Annotated in this window: 25 protein-coding genes and 4 tRNA genes; 17 read left to right on the plus strand and 12 right to left on the minus strand. The window is 71.1% G+C overall.

Annotated features, from left to right (window positions below; translation table 11 throughout):
• Positions 1–32: 32 nt before the first annotated feature.
• Positions 33–1232 (minus strand): MFS transporter, encoded by a 1200-nt coding sequence (locus tag QK288_RS11585; RefSeq protein ID WP_281264463.1) that lies wholly within the window; start codon positions 1230–1232, stop codon positions 33–35.
• A complete protein-coding gene (locus QK288_RS11590; protein WP_281264464.1) occupies positions 1229–2344 on the minus strand; it encodes a DUF475 domain-containing protein in 1116 nt (371 codons plus the stop codon). Before QK288_RS11590 ends, QK288_RS11585 begins: the two co-directional genes overlap by 4 nt.
• A gap of 235 nt (positions 2345–2579) precedes the next feature.
• On the opposite strand from QK288_RS11590, the gene QK288_RS11595 reads away from it, so the two are divergent.
• From QK288_RS11595 to csrA, 13 genes are all read left to right on the plus strand, one after another.
• Positions 2580–2861, plus strand: a complete 282-nt coding sequence (locus QK288_RS11595) for a flagellar FlbD family protein (protein ID WP_281264465.1) — start codon at positions 2580–2582, stop codon at positions 2859–2861.
• Between the two features lies 1 nt (position 2862).
• Entirely contained in the window at positions 2863–3690 is an 828-nt protein-coding gene (locus QK288_RS11600) for a MotA/TolQ/ExbB proton channel family protein (protein WP_281264466.1), read from the plus strand.
• A gap of 2 nt (positions 3691–3692) precedes the next feature.
• Positions 3693–4634, plus strand: a complete 942-nt coding sequence (locus QK288_RS11605; RefSeq protein ID WP_281264467.1) for a flagellar motor protein MotB — start codon at positions 3693–3695, stop codon at positions 4632–4634.
• Positions 4635–4702: 68 nt separating this feature from the next.
• The gene (locus tag QK288_RS11610) at positions 4703–5581 is read left to right on the plus strand and encodes a flagellar motor switch protein FliM (protein WP_281264468.1); all 879 of its coding nucleotides are present in this window, start codon (positions 4703–4705) and stop codon (positions 5579–5581) included.
• Positions 5578–6288, plus strand: a complete 711-nt coding sequence (gene fliN, locus QK288_RS11615) for a flagellar motor switch protein FliN (RefSeq protein ID WP_281264469.1) — start codon at positions 5578–5580, stop codon at positions 6286–6288. Before QK288_RS11610 ends, fliN begins: the two co-directional genes overlap by 4 nt.
• A 6-nt stretch (positions 6289–6294) precedes the next feature.
• Positions 6295–6843 carry a flagellar biosynthetic protein FliO gene (locus tag QK288_RS11620; protein ID WP_281264470.1) on the plus strand — a complete coding sequence of 183 codons (549 nt, stop codon included), beginning with the start codon at positions 6295–6297 and terminating at the stop codon, positions 6841–6843.
• 110 nt (positions 6844–6953) lie between these two features.
• On the plus strand, positions 6954–7730 hold the full coding sequence (gene fliP / locus QK288_RS11625; protein ID WP_281267578.1) for a flagellar type III secretion system pore protein FliP: 777 nt from the start codon (positions 6954–6956) through the stop codon (positions 7728–7730).
• Positions 7730–8005 (plus strand): flagellar biosynthesis protein FliQ, encoded by a 276-nt coding sequence (gene fliQ, locus QK288_RS11630; protein WP_281264471.1) that lies wholly within the window; start codon positions 7730–7732, stop codon positions 8003–8005. The genes fliP and fliQ overlap by 1 nt, the downstream gene beginning before the upstream one ends.
• On the plus strand, positions 8005–8766 hold the full coding sequence (locus tag QK288_RS11635) for a flagellar biosynthetic protein FliR (RefSeq protein ID WP_281264472.1): 762 nt from the start codon (positions 8005–8007) through the stop codon (positions 8764–8766). The genes fliQ and QK288_RS11635 overlap by 1 nt, the downstream gene beginning before the upstream one ends.
• A 2-nt stretch (positions 8767–8768) precedes the next feature.
• Positions 8769–9959, plus strand: coding sequence for an EscU/YscU/HrcU family type III secretion system export apparatus switch protein (locus tag QK288_RS11640; protein WP_281264473.1), 1191 nt, complete (start codon positions 8769–8771; stop codon positions 9957–9959).
• Entirely contained in the window at positions 9956–12010 is a 2055-nt protein-coding gene (locus tag QK288_RS11645) for a flagellar biosynthesis protein FlhA (RefSeq protein ID WP_281264474.1), read from the plus strand. The genes QK288_RS11640 and QK288_RS11645 overlap by 4 nt, the downstream gene beginning before the upstream one ends.
• Complete coding sequence (locus tag QK288_RS11650) at positions 11985–12890, plus strand: hypothetical protein (RefSeq protein WP_281264475.1); 906 nt, start codon at positions 11985–11987, stop codon at positions 12888–12890. The genes QK288_RS11645 and QK288_RS11650 overlap by 26 nt, the downstream gene beginning before the upstream one ends.
• A gap of 33 nt (positions 12891–12923) precedes the next feature.
• Positions 12924–13184, plus strand: coding sequence for a carbon storage regulator CsrA (gene csrA, locus QK288_RS11655; protein WP_281264476.1), 261 nt, complete (start codon positions 12924–12926; stop codon positions 13182–13184).
• A 37-nt stretch (positions 13185–13221) separates the two neighbouring features.
• On the opposite strand, the gene QK288_RS11660 is transcribed toward csrA, so the two are convergent.
• The 3 genes from QK288_RS11660 to QK288_RS11670 all read right to left on the minus strand — a co-directional run bounded on the left by QK288_RS11660 (position 13222) and on the right by QK288_RS11670 (position 16581).
• Positions 13222–13815, minus strand: coding sequence for a hypothetical protein (locus QK288_RS11660; RefSeq protein WP_281264477.1), 594 nt, complete (start codon positions 13813–13815; stop codon positions 13222–13224).
• Positions 13812–14411, minus strand: a complete 600-nt coding sequence (locus QK288_RS11665; protein WP_281264478.1) for a DNA-binding protein — start codon at positions 14409–14411, stop codon at positions 13812–13814. The genes QK288_RS11660 and QK288_RS11665 overlap by 4 nt, the downstream gene beginning before the upstream one ends.
• A 61-nt stretch (positions 14412–14472) precedes the next feature.
• Positions 14473–16581 (minus strand): acyl-CoA dehydrogenase, encoded by a 2109-nt coding sequence (locus QK288_RS11670; protein WP_281264479.1) that lies wholly within the window; start codon positions 16579–16581, stop codon positions 14473–14475.
• Positions 16582–16803: 222 nt separating this feature from the next.
• Between QK288_RS11670 and QK288_RS11675 the strand changes: the two genes are divergently transcribed.
• Positions 16804–18273, plus strand: a complete 1470-nt coding sequence (locus tag QK288_RS11675; protein ID WP_281264480.1) for a peptide MFS transporter — start codon at positions 16804–16806, stop codon at positions 18271–18273.
• A 162-nt stretch (positions 18274–18435) separates the two neighbouring features.
• On the opposite strand, the gene QK288_RS11680 is transcribed toward QK288_RS11675, so the two are convergent.
• The 5 genes from QK288_RS11680 to QK288_RS11700 all read right to left on the minus strand — a co-directional run bounded on the left by QK288_RS11680 (position 18436) and on the right by QK288_RS11700 (position 24811).
• On the minus strand, positions 18436–18753 hold the full coding sequence (locus tag QK288_RS11680; protein WP_281264481.1) for a hypothetical protein: 318 nt from the start codon (positions 18751–18753) through the stop codon (positions 18436–18438).
• A gap of 232 nt (positions 18754–18985) precedes the next feature.
• Positions 18986–22363, minus strand: a complete 3378-nt coding sequence (locus QK288_RS11685) for an SbcC/MukB-like Walker B domain-containing protein (RefSeq protein ID WP_281264482.1) — start codon at positions 22361–22363, stop codon at positions 18986–18988.
• Positions 22360–23121, minus strand: a complete 762-nt coding sequence (locus QK288_RS11690; protein ID WP_281264483.1) for a DUF4194 domain-containing protein — start codon at positions 23119–23121, stop codon at positions 22360–22362. The genes QK288_RS11685 and QK288_RS11690 overlap by 4 nt, the downstream gene beginning before the upstream one ends.
• On the minus strand, positions 23118–24632 hold the full coding sequence (locus QK288_RS11695) for a DUF3375 family protein (protein ID WP_281264484.1): 1515 nt from the start codon (positions 24630–24632) through the stop codon (positions 23118–23120). The genes QK288_RS11690 and QK288_RS11695 overlap by 4 nt, the downstream gene beginning before the upstream one ends.
• A gap of 106 nt (positions 24633–24738) precedes the next feature.
• Positions 24739–24811, minus strand: a tRNA-Val gene (locus QK288_RS11700).
• 211 nt (positions 24812–25022) lie between these two features.
• Here QK288_RS11700 and QK288_RS11705 point away from each other — a divergent pair.
• The 3 genes from QK288_RS11705 to QK288_RS11715 all read left to right on the plus strand — a co-directional run bounded on the left by QK288_RS11705 (position 25023) and on the right by QK288_RS11715 (position 25341).
• Positions 25023–25094, plus strand: a tRNA-Gly gene (locus QK288_RS11705).
• Positions 25095–25176: 82 nt separating this feature from the next.
• A tRNA-Cys gene (locus QK288_RS11710) sits at positions 25177–25250 on the plus strand.
• A 16-nt stretch (positions 25251–25266) separates the two neighbouring features.
• Positions 25267–25341 (plus strand) — tRNA-Val (locus QK288_RS11715).
• 41 nt (positions 25342–25382) lie between these two features.
• Here the strand turns inward: QK288_RS11715 and QK288_RS11720 are convergent.
• On the minus strand, positions 25383–25796 hold the full coding sequence (locus QK288_RS11720) for a hypothetical protein (RefSeq protein WP_281264485.1): 414 nt from the start codon (positions 25794–25796) through the stop codon (positions 25383–25385).
• Between the two features lie 113 nt (positions 25797–25909).
• The gene (locus QK288_RS11725) at positions 25910–26212 is read right to left on the minus strand and encodes a hypothetical protein (RefSeq protein ID WP_281264486.1); all 303 of its coding nucleotides are present in this window, start codon (positions 26210–26212) and stop codon (positions 25910–25912) included.
• Positions 26213–26305: the final 93 nt, after the last annotated feature.

Genomic DNA, 26305 nt, shown 5'->3' on the forward strand with positions numbered 1-26305 from the left:
ACCCCACCCGGCCGAGCCCGCCTGACCCGCGGCTACCCGGCCGAGCGCGCCACGGTCCGCTGCACCCCGGCGGCCGGCGCGATGACGACCGCGATGACGAGCAGCGCAGCCGGCACGAGCATGGTGAGCTGCAGCCCGAGGTGCTCCCCGAGGAAGCCGAGCGCCGGCGGCCCGACGAGGAACGCGATGTAGCCGGCAGCGGCGACGACGGACACGCGGCGGTCGCCGTCGGCGGGGTGGTCACCCGCCGCGGAGACCGCGAGCGGGAAACCGAGCGCGATGCCGAGGCCCCAGACCACCGCCGCGATGGCGGTGATGAGCGGGTTCGGCGCCAGGACGACACCGAGCACCCCGATCGCACCGACGGTCGCGCACACCCGGATGACGGTGCCGCGTCCGAAGCGGGTGACGAGGGGCGTCCCGGCGGACCGACCGATGAACATCGCGAGCGCGAAGCCGGTGAACACGAGGGAGCCGAGGACCTCCGGAGCGTCGTGCTCGTTCGTCATGAGGAGCGGCAGCCAGTCGCTCGCGGAACCCTCGGCGAACGCCATCGCGAGCGTGATCACCGCGATGAGGAGCAGCTGCACGGTGACGACACCACGGCGACGAACGGGTCGGGTGTCGTCAGCGGCGGGGACCTCGGCCCGGGGCAGCGGCCGGAGGTTCGTGGCGGCGAAGACCGCGAGCGCTGCCATCACGGCCGTGGCGATGGTCAGGTGCACGACGACGGGGGTCTGCGCGGCGGTCATCGCGATCCCGACGACTCCGCCCGCGACGGTGCCGAGACTGAAGCACGCGTGCAGCATCGGCACGACCGGGCGGCCGGTCGCACGCTCCTGCGCAGCGGCCTCGACGTTCAGGCCGATCTCGGCGACGCCGGCGCCGAAGCCGATGAGGAACAGTCCGCCCCAGACCCCGACGGCGAACTGCGCCGGTGCCAGGACCCCGACGAGCAGCATGCCGAGCACCGGCAGCGCTGCGCCGACGAGCACGAGCGGGCGGGTCCCGAGTCTGCGGACGAGCGCTCCAGCGCCGAGGATGCCGATCATCGACCCGATCGACAGGCCGAACAGGACGATGCCCATCGCCTCGATCGACGCGCCGAGGTCCGACCGGACGGCCGGGGTGCGCGTGACCCACGACGCGATGCCGAACCCCGTCATGGTGGACACCGCGAAGAGCGCCAGCCGGTGGAGTCGGGTGGGTGTCGGCGCCGTCGCTGTGCTCACGCGCCAACTCTCGCACGGCGGACCCACGCCCGCCACGGCAGTGACGTCGCGAGCGCCAGTCCGATGACCACCGAGCCGAACCAGCCGACGACGGTGCCGGGGATCGGCACGAGCAGGCTCGTCCACAGCAGCATCGACAGCACGCCGAGCACGTACGCGGCCCCGGCCTTGAGGTACCGGAGCCGCTGCAGCCCGGCCGCCCGGTCCAGGTGCGAGGTCAGGCGAGCGAGGAACACCGCCCCGACCGCGATCGCAGCCCCCGCGACAGCCGCCTGTTCGAGCGCACCGATGCCGTCGGACCCGAGCGGGCCCGACCCGGACAGCGAGTACGCCCCGTCCAGGATCTCGAACAGCATGAACACGACGAGCCCGCGCTCGAACACGACGGTCGACGCGTAGGCGTGGATCCGCCAGGCGTCCCGCCCGGTCCCGATCGAGGACGTGTCCGTGGTCCCGGCGGGGGAGCGGAGCGCCCACTTCGCCACGGCCTTCGACCCGAGGTAGCCGACGGTGCCCGCGACGCCACCGAGGACGACCGGCACCACCGAGGCCGGCTCCCACGAGGAGGCGGACCCGACGAGCACGGACGTCAGCACCACACCGGTCGCAGCGGTGACCAGCGACCAGACGCGCGGCCGTGCGACGGCGGCGAGCCGGGCCTCCAGTCCGCCCAGCCAGGACCTGCGGGACGCGCGGTCCGTGTTGAACAGGTACTCGGCGAAGACGAGCCAGATGAACGACGCACCGAAGGCGGCGAGTGCGGGACGCACGTCCTGCAGGTGCGCCGCGAAGGTGCCTGGTGCGAACACCGCCTCGGACACGGCGGATGCCGGGTCCGAGGCGTCGCCGACGGCGACGGCCGCCGGCGGCAGCAGCAGTCGCATCGCGAGGACGCCGGCGACGATGCCGAGCGACAGGAACAGGCGTCGCGCCGGGGAGTGCAGCCGGCCGGCGATGCCGGCCATCGGGACGGACGAGTCGGCCGCCATCGCGATCTCGAGCAGGGCGAGTGCGATGAACGCGAGTGCCGCGGCCGGGCCGAGTGTGAACCAGGCGAGTGCGGCGACGGCGGTCGTGGTGAGCAGGGGGACGGTCAGCAGGGATCTGGCCATCACCCCATGGAGCGCTCCGAACCTGCGTTGGTCGTGCACCCGGCCTGGGCACGGCCTGGAGGCTCGGCGTGCGTTCCCGAGATCGGGTGACGGCCGGTCCCCACTTGCGCGGACGCCCGCGCTCCTAACGCGCGCAGCCGTGCGGCCGATAGACACCGCTGACCACCCACGGAAGGGCGGCCGCACACCCTGCCCCACGGACGGCGGCGGGGACGAGACACACCAAGGACGGGCCATGATCGTCGTCACACGACTCAACGGCAGCGGGTTCGCTGTCAACCCCGATCTCGTGGAGCGCATCCAGGAGACGCCGGACACGACGCTCATCATGGTCGACGGCGCGAAGTACATCGTCCGCGAGTCCATGGCAGAGGTCATCGACCGGATCGCCGCGTACCGCGCCCGGATCGTCACGATGGCGTACGGCACCGAGCCGCGCAGTGCCTCCGAACTGCGCACCGCCACCGGCCCGCAGCCGGTCCTCGCGCCGGTCGCACCGCTGCACGGGGAGCGCTGACGTGGACATCGCAACGATCGTCGGGATCCTGCTCGCCTTCGGCGCACTGTTCGGCATGGTCGAGATGGAGCACGTCGAGCTCGCCGGCCTGTTCCTCCCCGCGCCGATGCTGCTCGTCTTCGGAGCCACCATCGGCTGCGGCATCGCGAGCACCACGCTGAAGGACGCCATCGCGTCGTTCAAGTCGGTGCCGAAGGCGTTCACCGGCAAGGTCACCCCGCCGGCGTCGGTCATCGACGACGTCGTGGGCCTCGCCGAGGTCGCCCGCGCCAACGGCCTGCTCGCGCTCGAGCAGGAGGCCGACAAGCACTCGGACCCGTTCATGAAGAAGGCGCTGCAGAACATCGCCGACGGTACCGACGGCGACGAGCTCCGGATCCTGCTCGAGGACGAGATCGAGTCGAACGCCGCGCCGGTCCGCAGCGCCAGCTCGTTCTTCATGGGCCTCGGTGGCTTCGCCCCGACCGTCGGCATCATCGGCACCGTGGTGTCGCTGACCCACGTGCTCGCGAACCTCGGCAAGCCGGACGAGCTCGGCCCGCTGATCGCGAGCGCCTTCGTCGCGACGCTGTGGGGCCTCCTCACCGCGAACTTCCTCTGGCTGCCGATCGGCGGGAAGCTCCGCAAGCTCGCGCAGCTCGAGTCCGACCGTCAGACGCTCCTGATGGAGGGACTCCTCGCGGTGCAGGCCGGCAGCCAGCCGCGGCTGCTCGGCGAACGCCTCAAGGCGATGGTCCCGCCGGCTGCCAGGGGCGACGGCGCCGCGGCGAAGGGCAAGGGCAAGTCCGGCAAGGGCGAGTCCGTCGACGACCAGCAGCTGGCGGCCTGACGATGAGCGCGAACCCCCGTGGACGCGGTCGTGGACGGTTGAAGAAGGGCGGGCACGACGAGGCCGAGCACCCCGACGAGCGCTGGATGGCGTCCTACATGGACATGATCACCGTCCTGATGTGCATGTTCCTCGTGCTCTTCGCGATGTCGACGGTCGACCAGCAGAAGTACATCGCGCTGAAGACCTCGCTCGCGACCGGGTTCGGCGAGGTCAAGACGGACAAGATCGACACCGCGAGCGGCACCGTCGTGAAGAAGAACGAGGTCACCGACGGCAAGGGCTACTCGGTCGACAACGCGAAGGCCGACCACTCCACCGCGGCGTCCGGCAGCAAGGACACCAACACGGATCCCGCGTCGGCCGCGGTTCCGGCCGTCCCGGCGAGCGCGACCAAGCAGGACGTCGCCGCGGCGAAGCAGGAGCTCGACGACCTGAAGGCGATCGAGGCGGCGATCAAGGCCAACCTCGACAAGGCCGGGCAGACCACCAACGTGCAGTTCACCGTCGACGCCCGCGGGCTCACCGTGCGGCTGGTCGGCAGTGAGACGTACTTCGGCACGAACAGCGCCGACCTGTCCGACCAGGCGAAGGCGATCATGGACGCGATCGCACCGGTGCTGAAGACGGCGGACCACGACGTCAGCGTCGAGGGCCACGCCGACCAGCGGAACTCGACCGCTCCGTACGCGACGAACTGGGAGCTCAGCGCGGCCCGTGCGACCGGGGTGCTCCGCGACCTGGTCGAACGCGGTGGGATGCCGGCCGACCGGATCCAGAGCGTCGGGTTCGGGTCGAGCCGACCGCTCGCAAAGGGAAGCACCGACCAGGACCTCGCGCTGAACCGACGCGTCGACATCGTGGTGCTGTCGAACGCCGACCAGGACGTCAGCGCGCTGATGCCGGCGCTGGCGAAGGCGCAGGACGGGGCGCGATCCGGCTGACGCCCTCCGGCCCCCAGAAGTGGGCACAGCACTGACGGGTGGGACGGGTCCACCCGATAGACCCACCCGTGACCGAGACCCTGCCAGCGCCCGAGGTGTACGACTTCGCGCGCCCGTCGACGCTCGCCCGCGAGCACGCGCGGGTCCTCGAGCTCGCCTTCGAGACCTTCGCCAGGCAGTGGGGCACCCAGTTGACCGCCAAAGTCCGCGTGGTCAGCCAGGTCACGTGCGAGCAGGTCCAGATGATGACGTACGACGAGTACGCCGCGTCCCTGCCGGCGCTGACGGGCATGGCGCTGCTGCCGATCGCCGACACGACCCCGAAGGGCGTGCTGCAGGTCCCGCTCGACGCCGCCCTGACGTGGGTGTCGCACGCGCTCGGCGCCTCGAAGCCGTTGCCCGCGCCCGACCGCACCTTCACGCCGATCGAGCAGGCCCTCGTCCGGAAGATCATCGAGGACGCCCTCGACGACCTCCGCTACTCGTTCGGCGGGCTCCTCACGCACGACGTCGCCGTCGGCGGCTTCCAGTACAACTCGCAGTTCGCCCAGGCCGCGCAGAAGGGCGACCTGATGATCGTGGCGTCCTTCGAGATCCGTGTCGGCGACCGCATCGCCCCCGGCACCCTCGCCCTGCCGGCCGAGGCCGTGCTCCCGCAGCTCGGCGAGGCCGCGGCCACGGTGTCGTCCGCCGACGCCCGTGTGCTCCTCGACGCCCAGCTCGCGAGCGTCCCCGTCGGCGTCTCGCTGCGCTTCGCCCCGGCCGCCGTCCTGCCGTCGCAGGTCCTGCGCCTCGCCGTCGGCGACCTGCTGCCGCTGCCGCACCCGCAGCACCGTCCCCTCACCATCGCGGTCGACGGCGAGCCCGTCGGCACCGCCGCCGTCGGCGCGAACGGCTCGCGCCTCGCCGGCATCGTCGTCACCACCACATCGGAGCTCCCCGCATGACCGCCACCACCACCCTCCACACCGGTGCCGCCGAGGCACTCGTCGCGCAGCTCCCGACGGCGGCGCCCCTCCGCGCGCTGGCCATGCCGGGAGGCTCGACCGCCGCCGTCCTGGAGGCTGCGGTCGACGGTGTGGTCGCGTCCTTCGTCGGCGGGCTCTCCGCAGACCTCGCGGTGGTCCTCACCGACCTGGACCAGATCGCCGCTGCCGGCGGAACCGACCACGGCCTCGTGGCGGTCACCGACGTGCTCCGTCCGTCGCTCGAGGCCGCGGTGTCGGCGCTCGGCGTCGGCGTCCTCGGCGAGGCCCGTCGTGAGTCCGCCGCGTCGCTGTTCGCCGACCCGGACACGGTGGTGTTCGAGCTCACCGCCGGCGGGCTCCCCGGCGGCTGGTTCGGCATCCGCATCCGCGAGAACGGCACCGTCGGCGCCGCGCCGGTGCAGCACGTGTCGATCCCCGCCGGGAACCTCGGCCGGATCAACAACGTCGAGATGACCCTGACCGTCGAGATCGGTCGCACCCGGATGTCCGTCCGCGACGTGCTCGGCATGGAGCCGGGCGCCGTCGTCGAGCTCGACCGTTCCGCCGGTGCCCCGGCCGACGTGCTGCTCAACGGTCGGCTCATCGCGCACGGCGAGGTCGTCGTCGTCGACCAGGACTACGCCGTGCGCATCACGAAGATCCTCGACGTCGCCGAAAGCCTCTGACCCGACGTGGACACGCTCGTCATCACCCTCCGCGTCGCGCTCTCGCTCGGCGTCGTGCTCGCCCTGATGTGGGTGCTGCACCGCCGCGTGTCGAAGGGCCAGTTCGGCGCGGGGAAGAAGCCGCGGGGACGTCGTTCCGCCGCGGTGGAGGTCGTCGCCCGACAGGGCATCGGCGGCAAGGCGAGCGTCGTCGTCGTGGACGTCGAGGGGGAGCGCCTCGTGCTCGGCGTGACCGAGCACGGCGTCAGCCTGCTCACGAGCGGCGAGGCACCCGCACCGGAACTGACGATCGTGACCGGTCCGGTCGTGCTGCCGAGTGTGCCGCGCGCCGCTCGGACCGAGCCCGTCGAGCCGGCGGTGGGGGCTGACGCGTTCCGTGCGGAACTGGCCAAGCACGACCAGGCCGCAACGAGCCTCCCGTCCGACCTGCCGATGCGTCCCCGGAACCGTGACCGCCGCGCCGTGCCGACGTCCGCGCAGCTGCAGGGCTCGATCCTGTCCGCCGACACCTGGCGGCAGGCCGCCGCCGCCCTCCGTTCCCGGCGGGCCGGGTGACCGCGGCGCGCACCGTGGGCCCCGCTCGCCGGTTCCGGGCCGACGCGCCAGCGGCGGACCGGCCGAGCCGAGTGGGACGCCTCGTCCTGCTGGTCCTGCTCGGGTTGGCGATGGTCGCCGGGTTCCTCATGCTCACCGCGACCGGCGCGCACGCGACCGGGGTCGTCCAGCCCACCGCGCCGGCCACGCCGTCCGCGCCGGCGTCGCCGTCCACCGGCGGGTTCTCCGTCAGCGTGAACGGGCCGGACGGGCAGCCGTCCTCTGCCGTCGTGACGCTCATCGGGATCACGCTGTTGAGCGTCGCCCCGGCGCTGATGCTGATGATGACGTCGTTCACGAAGATCTTCGTCGTCCTCGCCATGACCAGGAACGCGCTCGCGCTGCAGTCGATCCCGCCGAACCAGGTGCTCGCGGGCCTGGCGCTGTTCCTGTCGCTGTTCGTGATGGCGCCGGTGATCGGGCACATCAACGACGACGCGCTCCAGCCCTACCTGGCGGGGCACATCGACTTCCAGCAGGCCGTCGACATCGGCACGAAGCCGCTCCGGACGTTCATGCTGCACCAGACGCGCGAGGAGGACGTCGCGCTCATCACCCGCGCTGCCGGTCAGGACAACCCGAAGACGATGGCCGACGTGCCGATGACGACGGTCATCCCGGCGTTCATCATCTCCGAGCTCCGCAGCGCGTTCATCATCGGGTTCGTCATCTTCATCCCGTTCCTCGTCATCGACCTCGTCGTCTCCGCGGCGCTGATGTCGATGGGCATGATGATGCTCCCGCCGGTGATGATCTCGCTGCCGTTCAAGATCCTGCTCTTCGTGCTGGTCGACGGGTGGGGGCTCATCATCAAGTCGCTCATCGAGAGCTACCAGGTGGTGCACTGATGGACCAGCAAGCCGTCATCGACCTCGTCCTGCAGGCCCTCATGGTCGCGGGCAAGCTCGCCGCACCCGTCCTCGTGACGTCGCTCGTCGTGGGCTTCGCGATCTCGCTGTTCCAGTCGGTCACGCAGATCCAGGAGGTGACGCTGTCGTTCGTCCCGAAGGCCCTCGCGGTGGCCATCGCGCTGGTCGTCTGCGGCAACTGGATGATCTCGGAGATGGTCGCGTTCACGCACTTCGCGTTCGACCAGATCCCGAAGCTCCTCGGGGTGGGCTGATGGAGCTCGCCATCGACTTCGACTCGCTCGAGGGCACCATGCTCGCGGGCGTCCGGATGATCGCGTTCTTCGTGATCGCGCCACCGTTCTCGTACAAGGCGTTCCCCGCGACGGTCAAGGTGATCCTCGCGCTCGGACTCGCCGTCGGCGTCGCGCCACGGGTCACCGCCGGCTACGCGTCGCTCGACACCGGGGCGTTCGTCATCGCCCTCGTGACGCAGCTCGTCGTCGGCCTGGTGCTCGGCTTCCTGGTGTACCTCGTGTTCGCGGCGGTGCAGTCCGCCGGCGCACTCATCGACCTGTTTGGCGGGTTCACGCTCGCGCAGGCGTACGACCCGCAGTCGCAGGTGAACGGGGCGCAGTTCACTCGGCTGTTCCAGATGGCCGCGCTCGCGCTGCTCTTCGCATCGGGCGGGTACCAGCTCATCGTCGCCGGACTCGTCCGGTCGTTCGACGCGGTGCCGCTCGTGGACGGGTCCTTCGCGCTCGGCGGCGTGGCGTCCGTGCTCGTCACCGCGCTGTCCCAGATGTTCCTCGCGACGCTGCAGATCGCCGGCCCGCTCGTGGTCGTCCTGTTCCTGGCCGACGTCGGCCTCGGGCTCCTGACCCGCGTGGCGCCGGCGCTCAACGCCTTCCAGATGGGCTTCCCGATCAAGATCGGCCTGACCGTGATCTTCGCCGGCGCGCTCTTCATGGCGCTGCCGTCGATCGTCTCGTCGCTGACCGGTGACGCCGTGCAGGCGATCACGGGGAGGGGGTGAGCATGTCCGACTCCGGTGAGAAGTCCGAGAAGGCCACCGCCAAGCGGATGAAGGAGGTCCACAAGAAGGGCCAGCTCGGCCGTTCCCAGGACCTCGGCGCGTGGATCGGCATCGCCGTCGCCGCGCTCATGGTGCCGGCGACCATCGGCAAGGCCGCCGCAGCCGGGCAGGCGCAGATGGACGCCGTGCGCGTCGTCATCGCCGACCCGACGATCGGCACGATGCGCGGGGTGTTCGACGAGGCGATGGGCTCGCTCGCGGCGACGCTCGGCCCGATGCTCCTCGTGGTGCTCGTCGGCGTCACAGCGGCTGCCGTCGCGCAGGGCGGCGTGCACTTCCGTTCCCTGGCCCCGACGCCCGAGCACTTCGACCCAGTGCAGGGCATCAAGCGGGTGTTCGGGACCCAGGCGCTCTGGAACGGCGTGAAGGCCCTCGTGAAGACCGCGGTCGTCGGCCTCGTGCTCTGGTTCGCCGTCCAGGGGCTCGTCCCCGTGCTCATGACGAGCGGCTCGCTGCCCCTGTCCGCCGTGCTCTCCGCCGCCGGTGAGGGTGCAGGGACCCTGCTGCGCGCGGCCATCGCCGCCGGGCTGGTGCTCGCCGCGCTCGACGTGTTCGTCGTGATCCGCCGGAACCGCAAGCGCACCATGATGACCAAGCGCGAGGTCAAGGACGAGAACAAGACCGCAGAAGGCGACCCGCTCGTCAAGGGCCAGCGGCGATCCCGGCAGCTCGCGATGAGCCGGAACCGGATGATCCAGTCCATCGGCACCGCGGACGTCGTGATGACGAACCCGACGCACTACGCCGTCGCGCTCAGGTACGAGCCGGGCAAGTCCGCGCCGCGTGTCGTCGCGAAGGGCGCGGGTCCCGTCGCGTCGCTCATCCGTGACCGAGCGCTTGAGGCCAGGGTGCCGATCGTCCGGGACGTCCCGCTGACCCGTGCCCTGCACGCGGCGTGCGAGCTCGGGCAGGAGGTCCCCGTCGACCTCTACACGCCGGTCGCCCGGGTGCTCTCCTTCGTGATGGCGCTCAAGGCCAGGGGCGCCGCCGCCGGGACGCACGCACCACCGCGGCCGACCACGCCGGACGAGGTCGCCACCGTCCTCGACCCGGCGACCCTGACCGGGGACCTCCGCCCCCGCAAGCTCCGCACGCCCCGCACGAACCCGTCTCCCGAAGAGGTGCCAGCATGAACCGCAAGGACCTGCCGAAGCTCGCCGTCCCGGTCTTCATCGTCGGCATCATCCTGCTGCTGATCCTGCCGGTGCCGTCCTTCCTGCTGGACTTCCTGATCATCTGCAACATCCTGCTGGCGCTGGTGATCCTGCTCACGACGCTGTTCGTGAAGAAGCCGCTCGACTTCTCGGTGTTCCCGTCGCTGCTCCTCGTCGCCACGCTGTTCCGGCTCGGGCTCAACGTCGCGTCGACCCGGCTCGTACTCGGCGAGGGCTTCGCGGGCGACGTGATCCAGGCGTTCGGTCACGTGGCGGTCTCCGGCTCGATCATCATCGGCGCGGTGATCTTCCTGATCCTCGTCGTCATCCAGTTCGTCGTCGTGACGAAGGGCGCCGAGCGCGTCGCCGAGGTCGGGGCACGCTTCACCCTCGACGCGATGCCCGGCAAGCAGATGGCGATCGACGCCGACCTGAACGCCGGCCTCATCACCGACGTGCAGGCGAAGGAGCGTCGCGCCGCGGTCTCCGCCGAGGCCGACTTCTACGGCGCGATGGACGGTGCGTCGAAGTTCGTCAAGGGCGACGCGATCGCCGGCATCCTCATCATCGTCATCAACCTGATCGGCGGCATCGCGATCGGGATGCTGCAGAACGGCCTCTCGATCACGGACGCGCTGTCGAAGTACGGCATCCTGACGATCGGCGACGGGCTCGTCACGCAGATCCCCGCGCTCCTGATGGCCGTCTCGACCGGCATGATCGTGACCCGATCCGGTGCGGAGTCCGAGATGGGCTCGTCGGCTGCGACGCAGCTCGGACAGTCCAGGAACGCGCTCATGATCGCCGGTGTGGCAGCTATCGCGATGGGGTTCATCCCCGGCATGCCGATCCTGCCGTTCCTGCTCGTCGGCGCGACGCTCCTCTTCACGGGCTGGCGCATCGGGCGGAACGCCGCCCGCGCCGAACAGCAGGCGGAGCAGCAGCAGGCACTCGAAGCCGCTGCACCCGCCGGCGACTCCCCGGAGGACCTCGTCGAGCAGATGCGCGTGCACGCCCTCGAGATCCTGCTGGCGCCCGACCTCGTCGACATGGTGTCCGGCGCGTCGGACGACCTGCTCGGCCGGGTCCGGGCACTCCGCCGGAAGATCGCGATGGACATGGGCGTCGTGGTGCCGCCGGTCCGCACCCGGGACAGCATCGACCTGCCGCCGTCGACCTACGCGATCCGGATCGCCGGCGTCGAGGCCGGTCGTGGCACGGCTCCGGCACGCAGCGTCCTGGCGCTCGGCGACCAGCTCGACGGGCTCCCGGGAGACGCCACCGTCGAGCCGGTGTTCGGGCTCGCCGGCAAGTGGGTCCCCGCCGAGCTCCGCCACGCCGCGGAGATGACCGGCGCCACCGTGATCGACCGTGTCTCCGTCCTCGTCACCCACCTGCAGGCGGTCATCGGCGACAACGCCGCGCGCCTGCTCACCCGCGAGGACGTCAAGGTCCTCACGGAGGGCGTCAAACAGGTCAACCCCGCCGCGGTCGAGGAACTCGTGCCGGGCATGCTCTCGATGGCCGAGCTCCAGCGCGTCCTGCAGGGGCTGCTCGTCGAGCGCGTCCCGATCAACGACCTCGGCCGGATCTGCGAGGCGCTGACCCTCCGGGCGAAGGTCTCGACCGACCCGGAGGGGCTCGTCGAAGCCGCACGCGCCGCGCTCGGCCCGGCGCTGCCTGCACGCCACCTCGAGGAGGGCGTGCTCCGCGTCATCATGATCGACCCGCTGCTCGAGCAGTCGATGCTCGAGGGGCTCCGGCCGTCCGAGCAGGGAACCCAGATCGTCCTCGACGCGCACCGCATCGAGCAGGTCCTGGGCTCCGTGCGCGACGCCGTCCGGAACGTCGAGGAGCAGGGCCTCTCCGCCGTGCTCGTCTGCGCACCGCAGCTCCGTCCGGCCGTGCACCGGATGGTGTCCGCGCAGTCGAACGGCCTGCCCGTGCTCTCCTACCAGGAGGCAACGGCAGCGGGATCCACCATCGAGACCGTGGGAGTGGTCCGTGCCGCCGACCCGATTGCAGCGTAGCGCCGCGACGCTCGACGACGTCCGCGACGCCGTCCGCGCCGAGTTCGGCCCCGCCGCCAGGATCGTCTCGGCCGAGAAGGTCACGAGCGGCGGGATCGGCGGGCTGTTCCGCCGTGCGCACGTGGAGGCGACCGTCGAAGTGCTCGACACCACCGATGTGCCGACGGCGCGGGTCGCGATCGCCGACGGTCCGGCGGTGCGCGTCGGGATCGCTGCCCTGCTGGCCGACGCCGACGAGGCCGAGGCCCGCATCGCCGCCGCCGACGGGACGTCGTCGACGCGTGCCGACGCGTTCGCGTCGGTGCTCGACGGCTTCGTCGTCGACGGGATCGCACCCGGCCCCGTGGCGGGCGCTGGTGGTCCCGTGGGCGCCGATCCGAGCCTCCAGACCGGTGCTGCGGTGATGCCGGGAGGCCCGTCCACCGTCACCGACGTCGACGCGGCCGCGTCGCGGCGCGTGCTGGCCGCGGGGCGGCCGTCGGTGCCGGCCGTGCTGTCGGCCGACGGTGACCTCGTCGTGCTCGTCGGCCGCGCCGGGGACGTCGACGCCGCCGCCGGGCTGTTCGCGGCGCGGCACGACCTGCGTGCGACGGACGCCAGCGATCGCCGGGGCGGGATCCTCGCCAGGGCCGACGGCGTCCGCGAGGGGTACGCGCTGCTCGGTGTCGCGACGTGGGACGACCGCCGCACCCTCGACGGTCTCGTGCCCGACCAGGTGTGGGTCGTCGTCGACGCCGGGCGGAAGACCGAGGACAGCCGCGCCATGGTGTCGGCGGTGGCGTCCACGGTGACCGTGGCCGGTGTGCTGTCGATCGGGGCGTCCGAGACCGCGACGCCGGACTCCGTGCACGAACTCGGCCTGCCGGTCCGCGTGCTCTGACGGATTGCTTCCGGCGGTCGCTAGGCTGTCCGGGTGCTGGTACTCACGCGGAAGGTCGGCGAGCGGATCCTCATCGGGGACGACATCGTCATCACGGTGCTCGACTCCCGCGGCGACGGCGTGCGCATCGGGATCGATGCGCCCCGCGGCGTGAAGATCCAGCGTGAAGAGGTCGTCCGTGCCGTGGCGGAGGCCAACGTCGAGGCGACCCGGACCGCGTCCGACGATGCCGAGGCGCGACTGCGCGAGGCACTCGGCGGCGGAGCCGGTCCGTCGTCTCCGTCGGCGGACTGAGGGTCACCTCGGACTGCGGGTCACCTCGGACTGAGGGTCAGGGGAGCAGGACCGCCGCCGCTGCCGCGCCGGCCCAGAGCATGCTCGTCAGGGTGCCGACGATGAAGCGCTCGCGCGCCTCGGCACTGTCGAGCTCGGAGAACCTGCCGAGCCCCTTGATCGCGATCACCGCCGCGATGAGCTCCAGGTGACCGATCGCGGCCGCGCCGATCACGGCGAAGCGCTCGAGGTCCCCGATGGCGGCACCACCGCGGAGGACCTCCTTCGTCGTCGGCGTCGCTCCCGTCGCGGTGGCACCGCGCGCGGCGGGACCGCTCGACGCGACCACGAGGATGCCGCCGTGCGTCCCAGCGGGGATCGTGGTCCGCGTCGAGAGCCGGAGTGCGGCGTTCGTGACGGCGCTGCCCGCGACGATGCCGAGGAGCGCGACGCTCAACCCGGCGAGGGTGCCGAGCACGGTGGACGGCGGCTCCGGTCGCACGCCGAACGCCGTGAGGGCGAGTGCGCCGAGCACGATGACCGCGGCGGGTACCGCGCGGACCACGGGGCCGAGCCGGGGGAGCACGGAGAACACGGCGGCCGCGAGGGTGACGACCACGAAGCCGACCCAGGCTGCTTCCACGCCGATCATGCCGGCTCGTCCGCGTCCGCGAGCAGCCGGACGAGGGCCGCGTGCAGGACGTCCTCGTCGCGCAGGTCTGCGGCGGCGAACCGCTTCGCGACCGCCTGGGGGGTGATGCCGAGCTCCTCGGCGGCATCGGGACGCGAGACCCCCTGCGCGAGCAGGTCGGCCAGCTGCCAGCCCTCCGGTGATCGTCGGGCACGGAGCCGCACGGTCTGTCGGAGGATCGGCTCCACGTCGTTCCCCCGCAACCGCCGATCAGGGTCGATCTCGACCGCGAGGTGCTCGGGGTTGCGCTTCGCCCGCTCGACGGCGTCGCGTGCGCGGATGAACGCGGAACCGGAGGCGGCCCGGGTGGAGGCGGGCAGTGGCTCGTCCACGTCGCCGATGCCGATCCCGATGCTCCACCCGCCGGTTCGGGTCAGGCGCAGCAGCGCGTCGAGGGTGGTCTCCGGCGAGCTCGTCAGCAGCTGGAACTCGTCGCCTGCGGTGCGTTCGGGTGCGAGCACGACGTCGTCGAGCGCGCCGAGGAGTTCGCGTATCGTCCCCTCGACGCGGTCGTCCCCGTTCCGACTGTCGACCTGATCGACGGTGAGTGCGTACATGGCCACCTCCGCGATCAACCATACAAGGTTGATAATGCCGAAATCAACCCGCTGAGGTTGATCACGGACGGGGCTTCTTCTCCTGCTCCGGCAGCCGTCCCGCGGCGCGCTCGGCGGCGAACCACGCACGGGCTTCGTCCTGGCGCCGCTGCTCCGCGCCGAGGGCGATCGGCGCGCGGACGTGCTCCGGCTCGTAGCCGAACGACTCGATGAGCTGGGGGACCAGCGGACGGATCCGGGCGATGAGCCGGTCGATGGACGCCGACACCGCACGGGCACGCTGTGCGGACAGCCGTCCGTGCAGCAGGTACCACTCGAGGTGCTGTTCGAGCAGCCCGAGCGCGAACAGGTCGCGGAGCCAGACCAGCGCGCGGCGGGTGTCGCCCACCGGCACCTCCTCGATGGCGTCGGTGAACGCCTCCCACTGCATGAGTTCCGCGTGCGCCTTGGACGCCTCGATGAGCTCGTGCTGCGACCGGTTGAGGAGCAGGGCCTGCCGTGCGCGGTCCTTGCCCGCGGTGTTCAGGCGCATGCCGATCTCGGCGACCATCGTGTCCACGCGACCGCTGAGCAGGTCGCGCTGCGTCGCGGGGTCACGGAGGTCGGCCACGCTCGCGGCGAGGGACCCGCGGTCCTTCGCGGTCTGCCCGAGGCGACGGATGCCGCTCGCGTCGGCGAGCTTCGTGCCGACCTGGGCGGCGACGAACTTCGCGGTCGAGGCGGCGTCGCGGGGCGCCTGCTTGCGGAACTCGGTGAGGAGCCGCTTGCCGACGAGCTGGAGGAGCACGGTGTTGTCGCCCTCGAACGTCACGTAGACGTCGAGGTCGGCACGGAGGCTCGTGAGCCGGTTCTCGGCGAGGAAGCCGGCACCGCCGCACGCCTCGCGGCACTCCTGCAGGGTGTCGAGCGCGTACCAGGTCGACATCGACTTGAACGCGGCCGCCTCGGTCTCCAGGTCCTCGCGGCGCTCCGGGGTGTCCAGTCGGCCGCTGAACACGTCGTCGAAGGTGCGCAGGAGCTTCTCGTGCGCGAACGACTGTGCGAACACCGTCGCAAGTCGGGGAAGGAGCCGGCGCTGGTGGCGTCCGTAGTCGAGCAGGACGCCCTCCTCGCCGCCGCCGGTGGGGAACTGCCGGCGCTGCATCGCGTAGGTCAGGGCGATCTGCAGGCCGATCTTCTGCGCCACCACCGCTGCGCCGTCGAGCGAGACACGGCCCTGCACGAGGGTGCCGAGCATCGTGAAGAACCGACGACCAGGGGACTCGATCGGCGACGAGTACGTGCCGTCCTCGGCGACGTCGCCGTAGCGGTTCAGCAGGTTCGTGCGGGGGATCCGGACGTGGTCGAAGTGCAGTCGGCCGTTGTCGATGCCGTTCAGACCGCCCTTGACGCCGTCGTCTTCGCCGCCGACACCCGGCAGGAACTCGCCGTCGTCGTCGCGGAGCGGCACGTAGAAGGCGTGCACGCCGTGGTCGACGCCCTGGGTGACGAGCTTCGCGAACACGACGGCTGCCTTGCCGTGCAGCGCGGCGTTCCCGATGTAGTCCTTCCACGCGCCGCGGAACGGCGTGTGCACGACGAACTCTTGCGTGTCCGCGTCGTACGTCGCCGTCGTCGCGATGTTCTGCACGTCGGAGCCGTGGCCGGTCTCCGTCATGGCGAAGCACCCGGGCACGTCGAACCCGATGATGCCGGGGAGGAACTCGCGGTGGTTCCGCTCGGTGCCGAGGTGGTGGACCGCGGAGCCGAACAGCCCCCACTGCACGCCGGCCTTGATCTGGAGCGACGGGTCCGCGGTCGTCAGCTCCTCGAAGGCCGCGAGGTTGCCGCCGTGGTTGTCCTGGCCGCCGAGCTCCGGCGGGTAGGGGCGCTGGATGGCGCCGTTCTCCTGCAGGATGCGGAGCTGGTCGAACGCGCGGGCACGGTGTTCGGCGATCGTGAGCCCCTCGACCTTGTGCAGGGCGGGGTCGCGGACCAGACGGCGGGAGATGCGGCGGTCCTCGGCCCAGCGGCCGAGCAGGTGCTCCGCGAGCAGGTCGACGTCGATGCGCACGTCCGTGTCGGTCCCGGCCTTCGGGGTACCGGCTGCCGGGTCTCCGGTGGCATCGGCCTTCGGGATCCCTGCGCTGCCGGTGCTGCCGGTGTTCGTGACGGGTGCGGTGTCGACCATCGTGCGCTCTCCTGAACTGCTCTGTCCTCGTGCTGCCGGTGTTGCCGTTCCAACCTAGGCACCCACGCCGAGTGCCGCACGAGAGCCGTGCGCGGCCGACAACGCGGCGCACGTGACGGAGCGGAGGGGTGGTGGGAACCCTCCAATCGCATCGCAACCGCCTACTCTGAGGACCACTCGACGATTGGGCGCGTCCCCCGGAAGCGGGGCAGACTGGCCGCCATGTCAGGCACCTCCGCCCCCGGGCACGACACGCAGCAGCGCAAACGGACGTTCTTCGGTCAGCCCTTCGAACTGTCCACACCGTTCGCGGTCGAACTCTGGGAGCGGTTCTCGTTCTACGGGATGCAGGGCATCGTCCTCATCTACATGTACTACACCGTCTCGCGGGGCGGCCTGGGCATCGACGAGCACGTCGCGGCCGGGATCATGGGGGCCTACGGCGGCGCCGTGTACCTCTTCACCATCATCGGGGCGTGGATCGCCGACCGATTGATCGGAGCGGACCGGACGCTGTTCGCCAGCGCCATCGTCGTGATGTGCGGACACATCGCCCTGGCCGTGCTGCCAGGCGTCACCGGCGTCGGCGTCGGTCTGGTGCTCATCGCGCTCGGGTCCGGCGGACTCAAGGCCACGGCGACCACCATCGTCGGCGGGCTCTACTCGAAGGAGGACCCGCGTCGCGACGCCGGGTTCTCGCTGTACTACCTCGGCGTCAACATCGGCGCGTTCTTCGGTCCGATCCTCACCGGCCTGCTGCAGTCGTCGCTCGGGTTCCACTTCGGGTTCGGTCTGGCCGCCGTCGGCATGGCAGCCGGCCTGATCCAGTACGGCATCCGCCGCGGCAAGCTGCCCGACAGCGTCCGGCACGTCACGAACCCACTCGAGAAGCGCCGCTACCCGATGGTCGGGGCGCTCGTGCTCGTCGGCCTCGCGATCGTCGTCGTGGCCGTCCTGACGGGGCTGCTCAACGTCGACAACCTGCCGCTCGTCGTGGTCGGGATCGTCATCGTCGCCACGATCGTCTACTTCGTCGTGATCCTGTCGAGCGGGCTGACGAAGGACGAGCGCTCCCGGGTGTTCGCCTTCATCCCGCTGTTCATCGGCAGCGCCGTGTTCTGGTCGCTCTACCAGCAGCAGTTCACCGTCGTGACGATCTACTCCGACCAGCGCCTCGACCGGAGCATCTTCGGGTGGGAGATGCCGGTGTCGTGGGTGCAGTCGATCAACCCGATCATGATCATCGTCCTGTCCGGCGTCTTCGCGGCGATGTGGACCAAGCTGGGCGACCGCCAACCGTCCACCCCGACGAAGTTCGCGCTCGGCACCGGGATCATGGGCATCGCGTTCCTCCTCTTCCTGCCCTTCGTCGGCACCGGGCAGAACGGCACACCCGTGCTCGTGCTCGTCGGCATCCTGCTCGTCTTCACGATCGCCGAGCTCCTGCTGTCGCCGATCGGGCAGTCCGTCGCGACGAAGCTCGCACCGCCGAAGTTCCAGACGCAGATGGTCGCGCTGTTCTTCCTGTCCGTGTCGCTCGGCACGGCCGTCACCGGTGTGCTGTCGAAGTACTACGACCCGGAGCACGAGGCGCCGTACTTCGCGATCCTCGGCCTCGTCGCCGTCGCGGTCGGTGTGCTGCTCCTCGTGTCCGCCCGCCCGGTGCTCCGCCTGATGCGCGGGATCCGATAGCCTGGACGTGGCCACAGCGACGCGCTGGACAACGGCCCCCTGAACGAGGAGAGATCACATGCTGGAGCTCGTCGGAGCAGTCGTCATCGGCATCGGCGTCGTCGGTGGTGTGTTCACGTGCATGGCCATCAGCGCCATGATGAAGAGCGGTTCCGAGGAGTACTAGGCCTCCACCGGCACCAGCTGACGACTCAGGACGGTCGCGCGCTCGAAGGGGCCGCGGCCGTCCTTCGTGTACACGGGCTCGTCGAACGCGACGGTCCACGACAGGGGCTCGCCGACACCGGGGTACCCCACGATCTGGTTGCCGCCCGGCGCGACGATGAGGCCGATCGGTTCCGGGCTGCCGTCCGCCTCGACCCACTGCTCGCCGCCCTCGGTGGTGTCCACCACGCGGACGAGTGCCCCGATCCCGAGTCCGGCCCCGCGGCCGCCGTCGGAGTCGCCGTCGCTCGGTCGCCGCTTACGGTTCCACATCACGCGGTCACGCTACCGCGCCACCCCCGGACGGCACCTGCAGGTGTGCGCTGCCCGCACCCGCCTGCCCGCCTGCCCGCCCGCCCGCCCGCCTCGAGTGGCCGCAACACCCCGTTCGCTGTGCGCCGAGTGGTCACGAAGTGTTGCCCGCGACGCTTCGGTCCGACGGGATGCGACCGCTCGGCAGCGGTGAGCGGGGTGTCGTGACCGGTCGACGCACCTGGCCGCGCCGGGCTCAGGACGCCGACGGGACGCGCACGATCTCGGTGATGGACGAGTGGCCGGTTTTCGGGTGCTTGCGCATCGACAGCAGCCGCTCCATCGAGGGCTCCAGCGCCGTGACCTTGTCGAGCGGGGCACTGACCACGAGCTGGAACCCGAGCCGGAGCCACGCCGTCACGGCACGCCCGGCGAACTCCGAGTCCGCCTTGATGAACGCCTCGTCGAGGAACACCGGCGCGAACCGGGGTCGGGGACGGGTCTCGTCGCCGAGCTGGTACCGGAGCGCAGCCCCCACGATGAACGCGACGAGCTCCTGCGTCTCGCCACCGGACTTGTCGCCGAGCGAGGAGTACACGCCGAGGTCGTTGCCGTCGGTGTCGTACCGCACGGCCGTGATCTCCATGTGCCGACGGACGTCGAGCACGGCATCGCGCTGAGTCGTCCGCCCGCGCGGGGCATCCGCGTCGACGCGGATGACCGCCATGAAGCGCCGGAGCCGCCGGAACCGGGTCTCGAGCACGTCGTCGGTGAGCTCCGCGTCCACCGAGGCCGACAGCGCACGGAGCTCCCGCCGGAACTGCGAGACGTCCTCGCGCGTGACCCGGCGGATGACGATCTTCAGGCGGTCCCGGTTCGCACCGAACGGCAGGTCGCGGAGGATCTCGTTGACCGGCTCCAGCCGCTCCTCGATCTCGACGACCGCACGGTCGAACGCCCCGGCGAGCGGGACCAGGTCCTCGCCACTCCACTGCGACAGGCGTCGACGCCACTCGCTGCGCCGTGCGTGCAAACCCGTCGCCACGATCTGGTCGAGGATCGCGCGGTAGTCGGGGTACGACGCGACGCCGGTGCCGAGGTTCGGGTCGTGCCACGCGTCCTGGTAGCGCTGGAAGGTCAGCGTCATGGCGTTGGACGCCGACGCCGCCCCGTCGAGGGCCTGCGAGAGTCGTTCCTCGAGTCGTCGACGCAGTCGCTTCGTCGCGTCGTCGAACCCGTCGACGGTGTCCGGTGCGCCGACCTCCTCGAACGTCTCCTCGAGCAGGTGCGCCTGTTCCTCGTCCGGCACCGCGGTCGGCGCGGACTCGAACCGCTCGAGGATCTCGGCGGCGGCGTCCTGCCCATCGACGAGCACCGCGTGGCGCTCCTCGAGCCGTGTGACCGTGAGCCGCGCGGCCGATCGACGGTCGGAGGCCTCATCGAGCGCCGCCCGCAGCTTCGCGACCGACGCCCGGAGCGTCCGCAGCCCGTCGTCGGCGGCGAGCACGGCCTCCCGTTCCTCGGCCAGGCGCGTCAGCGACGCGTCGACGCCGGCGACGTCGATGCTCTCCCACGTCGTGTCGACCCGGTGCTGGTGGGCGGCGCGAAGGGCCTCGAGCGCCGCGATGTCCTGCGCGACGTCGGTCCGGCGGGCCTCGAGCGTGGTGAGGTCCTCGGCGATGGACGCGAGTTCGGTCTCGACGGCGACGACGCGCGCCTCGTTCGTGAAACCGATGACGTTGGCCTGGCGGCGGTCGCCGTGCGCGCCACGTCGGCCGTCGCGGAGCTGCCCTGATTCGGTCACACGGCGGCCGCCACCACCCAGCTCGGCGGCGGAGGACACGCAGCGGGCGTCGATCCGGTCGGACTCGATGCGCGAGCGGACCCACGTGCTGAAGGGGGAGTCCTTGATCGCGAGCTTGCCGGACACCATTGACCGGTCACCGTCGAGGTCCAGGTGCGGACCGGACGGGACGCCCTCGAACTGCACCCGCACCCCGATGCGCAGCGAGTCGATCGCGGCGCTGAAGGAGTCGAGCTGGTCCTGGTCGACGAGCAGCGTGCGGGCGACGGGCGCGAGCACCGACTCGATCGCCGTGCGCCATCGTTCCTCACCGGGGAGGACGTCGAGCAGCTCGGCGACGAACGGCAGCGACGACGGGTCGATGCCGGCGGCGTTCGCCATCGCCACCCGTGCCTCGTGCATCGGCAGCGGCATCGCGCCCTGCCGGTGTTCGAGCGACTGGCGCTCCTGGCGCAGCGATCGCTCACGGTCGAGGAGCGGGTACTCCTCCCGCGTCAGGGCGTCCCGACGCTCGTCGAGCGCTGCGCGGGTGGCACCGAACGTGCCGAGGAACTCGTGCGAGTCCCGCTGGGCCGTGCCGAAGGCGGTCTCGGTCGTCGGCACCTCCCCGAGCAGCGCCGTCCGCGACTCGAAGGCCTCGCGCGCACGGAGCACGACCTCGCGCTCACGCGTGCCGCGGTCGATGCGGTCCTCGAGCTGGGCGAGCGCGTTGCCGCCGGAGTCCCGGAGTCGGGCCTCGGCCTCCCGCAGCTCGATCTCGACCGCGGCGTGGCGAGCGGACGCCGCCTCGACCTCGGCTCGTGCGACGGTCCGGGCGCGCGAGTTGCGCGAGACCTCGTCGTCGAGCAGCGCACGCTTCCTGGTGGCCGTCCAGTGTGCGAACGGGGACACCTCGGACCCGGTGGCGATGCCGTCGAGGGCCTCGGCGGCGGCGCGGGACCGTTCGATCTCCAGGTGCAGCTCGGTGATGGGGGAGAGGATCGCGACCTTGCGCTCCTCGGTGTCCATCGCCTCGTACGCCTCGTCGAGCGCGGCGAAGTGGGCCAGCGCCCGGTCGGCGGCCTCGTACGTGCCGGGGGTCTCGAGCACGAGCGACTTGTACAGCGAGTCGACCGTCGGCATGTGCTGCCCGGCCTGGATGCGCGCGAGCAGGCGCATCGCCCGGTTCCCGCCGCCGGAGTCGCCGATCCCGAGCCGTGTCTGCAGCGTGTACGCGAGCTCCTGGTAGGTGTCGCGGATGACGAGCCCCGGGACGCGTCCGGTGAGCTCGAGGTGGCTGAACCGGGACGGCACGAAGTCCTCGAGCCGACGCAGGTCGAAGTCGTCGTCCACGGTCGCCATCGTCATCTGGATGTCGCCGACCCCGCGGGCACGCTTCGGCACGATGTACGCGCGCAGCACCGTGAACTGCCGCTCGTCGTCGTTCCGGAACGTGACGGCGACCGCACCCCACGTCGCCGTCTCGTCACCGCGGAGGTTCACGTCGCGGAGCGCCCCGGACTCCGGGTCGCGCCGGGAGTCGACCTTGCCGCGCAGGTACGTCAGCAGGTTGCGCTGGTCCGCACTCCGCGCCCGACCGGTGGTCGCGTCGTTCGAGGCGCCGTTGAACGGCACGTCGGACGGCATCATCACGGCGAGGTAGGCGTCCATGAGCGTCGACTTGCCGGTTCCGGACGCGCCGGAGATGAGCGTCGCGGCACCGGACAGCTCGACCCGGCGGTGGCCGTGGAAGCCGCCCCAGTTGACGACCTGCATGGACTCGGCGCGCCACTGCGCGACGGTGTCGAAGAGCGCCGGCATGCCGGCGGTGTCCATCCGGAAGTCGGTCACGACTCGTCCTCGTCTTCCGTCTCGTCGGGGTCGGTGTCGGTCTGGAGGCTCGGCTCGTCGCCGTCATCCGGCCCACGTTCTGCGGTCGTCACGTTGGCCAGCCACTGATCGAGTTCCAGGAGCCGCTCCAGCGGGAGCAGGACCTCGACCACGCTCGCGATGCGGAAGCGGTCGGGGTCGCTCGTCTTGAGGAGCACCCGTGCGGTCACGAGGCGGTCGATGGCCTTCGCGACCCGGCCCTCGTCGCGCGTCCTGTCGGTCGCGGTGGCGGGCCGGAAGCCGGCGACGTGCCCGAGGATCTCGGCTCGGTCGACGACGACCTGGTCCGGCCCCGGTCGGGCGTCGGCGCGGAGTCGCATCCGGAGGTAGACGAGGACGATCGTCTCCTCGCGCGTGTACGGGACGTCCCGGAGCAGCGTCGGGAACCCGCGGCGCTGGCTCTCCGACCGGGCCTGGCGCTTCCACGCGACCTCGCGGTCCCGGTCGACGTGCAGTTCGAGGAACAGGTCGTTCAGCCGGGACCGGAGCTGGTACTCGGCGTCGAGGACCGCGCGCCACTCGTCCGCGTGCGTCCGCGCGCTGATGTACGAGTGCCGGAGCAGCGCGACGAAGGCGCGACGCTGGAGCTCGTCGAGCCGGCCCTCGTCGCCCTCGAAGAGGGCGAAGCTGGACTCGTCACGCTCGTCGTCCTGCTCCACGGGAGTGGGGTCGTCGTACTCGTCCGTCTCGTCGACGGGAGCTGACGTCGTGTCGGTCACCGAGCCTCCAGGGTGGTGTCGTCGTCTGCGGACGGATCCCGCGGGGTCAACGCGGCCGTCGGCATGGTGAAGGCGACCGCCGTGCCGTCCGGGCGCACGGTCTCGTGCGCGACGGCTGCGGCCGCGGTCTCGAAGTCGTCGCGACCGGTCAGCAGGTGCGCCAGACCGAAGAGCTCGACGGGACGCCGCTGCTCAGGGGGGAGCTCGTGGAACGCGCCGTCGCTGGTGGCCGCGGTGCTGAACCGGAGCGCTGCGCGCAGTTCGGTGAGGAGCGGGCCGCCGTGACGTCGGAGGGAGTCGACGTCGATCTCGTCGAAGACGTCGTCGTCCGGTTCCTCGATGGGCGGCGGGACGGCCTCGGTGTCCGGGTCGTAGAAGCGCTCGCGCAGGGTGCCGATCTCGGCGACCGGCGGCAGGAGCTCGAGGGGGAGCGTGCCGCGGGCGCTGCCGTCGCCCATCAGCGTCGCGAGCCGTCGGTTCACGCTCCGCAGGACCGCGTCGAGCTCGCGGTCACGGACGACGTCGTGCGCGACGATCTGGTCGCGCAGCGTCCCGGTGAGCAGGCGACGCTGGGCGAGGACGTCCTCGATGCCCTGCCGGAGGATGCTCACGGTGTTGCGGAAGGCCCGGCGCTCCGCGGCGTTGAGGGACTCGGCGAAGGGGTGCTCGAGGATCGTCGCGATGTCGTCGCGGAGGCGCAGGAGCAGTGCGTCGTCGCGGAGGAGCTCGAAGGCACCCTCGAACGCCCGGCCCTCCGGCGTGGCCTCCATGAGCGTGTCCGTGCGTGCGAGGTAGTCGTCGAGGATCTCGCCGATCGGACGGACCTCGTTCCGGAAGTCCTCGACGATCTCTCGGTGCATCGACGCAACGGCTTCCTCGACGCGCTTGAAGTCGCTCGGGAGCTGGCGGATGAGGTCGGTGATGTTCGTGTAGCCGTCGCGCATCCGGTCGTCGTCGACGGTGGTCGGGGCGTCGCCCGTCGCCAGCCGGTCGCGCTCTGCCTGGAGTTCGGCGATCTGTGCGTCGATGCGGCGGATCTGCACGTCGGGGTCCGGCTCCGCCCTGGCGGCCCACCGGTGCACCGCGTCGACGATCATCGCCAGGCGGCTCTCGCTGATCAAGGCCCGGTCGGCGGACAGGGCGTCGACGAGGCTCAGTGCTTCGAGGGCGTGGCTCGTCAGCGAGTACTGCTCGTCACCGTCGGGGGAGTTCGACCGCACGAGCCACTGCGCCGCGACCCACTCGCGGCAGAGCGCTCGGCCGTTCGGGCGCTTGTCGTCGTCCTGCGGGTTCTCGCTCGCCGGGACCCTGGCGCCGGTCGCCTGCAGTCGTGCGACGTGCTCCTCGACCTGCAGGTGCATCCGGTCGGCGGGGACGTACTGCACGTCGCGGTCGAACACCGTGCGGAACACCGCGAGGACGACGGCGCTCGTCGGGCGGGACATGAGGCGCAGCGTCGGGCGGTCGAGCACCGCGCGCACGCGTGCGTACTCGAGGTCGACGTCGGTCATGCTGCCCTTGCTCTGGTGATCGGTCGTGTCCGGTTGGGGGACGAAAAGAGCCCGACGCGGTTGCGTCGGGCTCTCTTGGTTGTTCTTCAGGCCCTGAATGGGCACGTGGGCGATACCAGACTCGAACTGATGACCTCTTCGGTGTGAACGAAGCGCGCTACCAACTGCGCCAATCGCCCCTGCACTTGCGTGCGGATCGATAGTAGCGGATGTCGGGCGGTGTGCCGAACACGGCGGTGCTTCCGCGCGCGTCGGGGTGCTTCGTGTCGCGCTCGATGCCCCTCGATCCGCATGAACTCGGGGGACACGCCCGGTGAACACCCAGGATTTTGGAGAAACGCGTCGGAGTCGGATACAGTTTACGAGTCGCCGCGAGAGCGGGTCAGACATGCGGATGTGGCGCAGTGGTAGCGCATCACCTTGCCAAGGTGAGGGTCGCGAGTTCGAATCTCGTCATCCGCTCGAGTACTGGTTCCCTCGGGATCCGGTTTCTCACCAGAGGGTATCCCACCGTTCGGGTACTCACGGAGACGTGAACCTCGATGGTGGGGTGGCCGAGAGGCTAGGCAGCGGCCTGCAAAGCCGTCCACGCGGGTTCGAATCCCGTCCCCACCTCCAGAATTCAACTCTCTCTGGGCGATTGGCGCAGCGGTAGCGCGCTTCCCTGACACGGAAGAGGTCACTGGTTCGATCCCAGTATCGCCCACCACCTGAAACCCCCGGCCGCGGCCGGGGGTTTCGTCGTTCCTGCTACCGGGTCGGCGACGTCGCTGCGTACGGATCCGCGGCCACGTTCCCGTACACGTCGGTTCGCCGGCGTCGGTCACGCACGACGCAGATGCCGCGTGCCACGGCGAGCGCGACCACGACCGCGGCGATTCCCGCGAAGAGCCACCTCCACGATGCGTCGTCCTCGATGAGCAGCCGTGCCGCCAGTAAAGCGAGCGGCGCGACGACGAGCAGGCGGCGCCACTCGGGCCACGTCGGCCGCCACAGCACCGTCATGCCCTTCTTCCACCGGCCGACCAGCACGTACGTCAGCAGGACCGCGAACGGCAGCAGCCCGAGCCAGTGCACGAGCGCGTCGGCGGCGTCCTCGTAGAACGGGTGCACGACCTCACGGGCGACTCCACCAGCCGCAGCGGCGGTGAGCACCACCCACATGCGGGCCTCCCACCGGCGAGGATGCCACCACGGTGTGCGCCACCAGGCCACCCGGGTCACGACCGCGCGCCGGCGATCGTCCGCGCGACGGGGAAGGCGGCGGTTCGCGGGAATCACGTGCTCGAGGCCTGGACGACGGCGATGGCGGACGCCACGAACGCGATCACCGCGGCGCTCCGCCACACGAGCCCGTCGCCTGTTCCACCGACGACGAGGACGGCGATGGATGCCAGGACCGCAGGGATCATCAGGATCGGCACGACGACCTTGAGGGACTTGACCACTGCGATGCGCGTGCGGACGTGCGCGTCGTCGGGCAGGGCGGCCATCGCCGGCTGGACACCCCACCGGACGATCAGCTCCTCGCCGCCGAGCAACCCGACGAGGACCAGCTGGGCCACGAGGAGGGCGTTCACGTGCGGTCCTCGGCATGATCGGCGCCGACGGTGGGGATGGTGTCCACGATGTTCCCTTCGTCCAGGAACGATCATCGCCCACGCTGCACCTGA

Origin of the sequence: Curtobacterium sp. 9128, assembly GCF_900086645.1 — a bacterium.
Taxonomy (GTDB): domain Bacteria; phylum Actinomycetota; class Actinomycetes; order Actinomycetales; family Microbacteriaceae; genus Curtobacterium.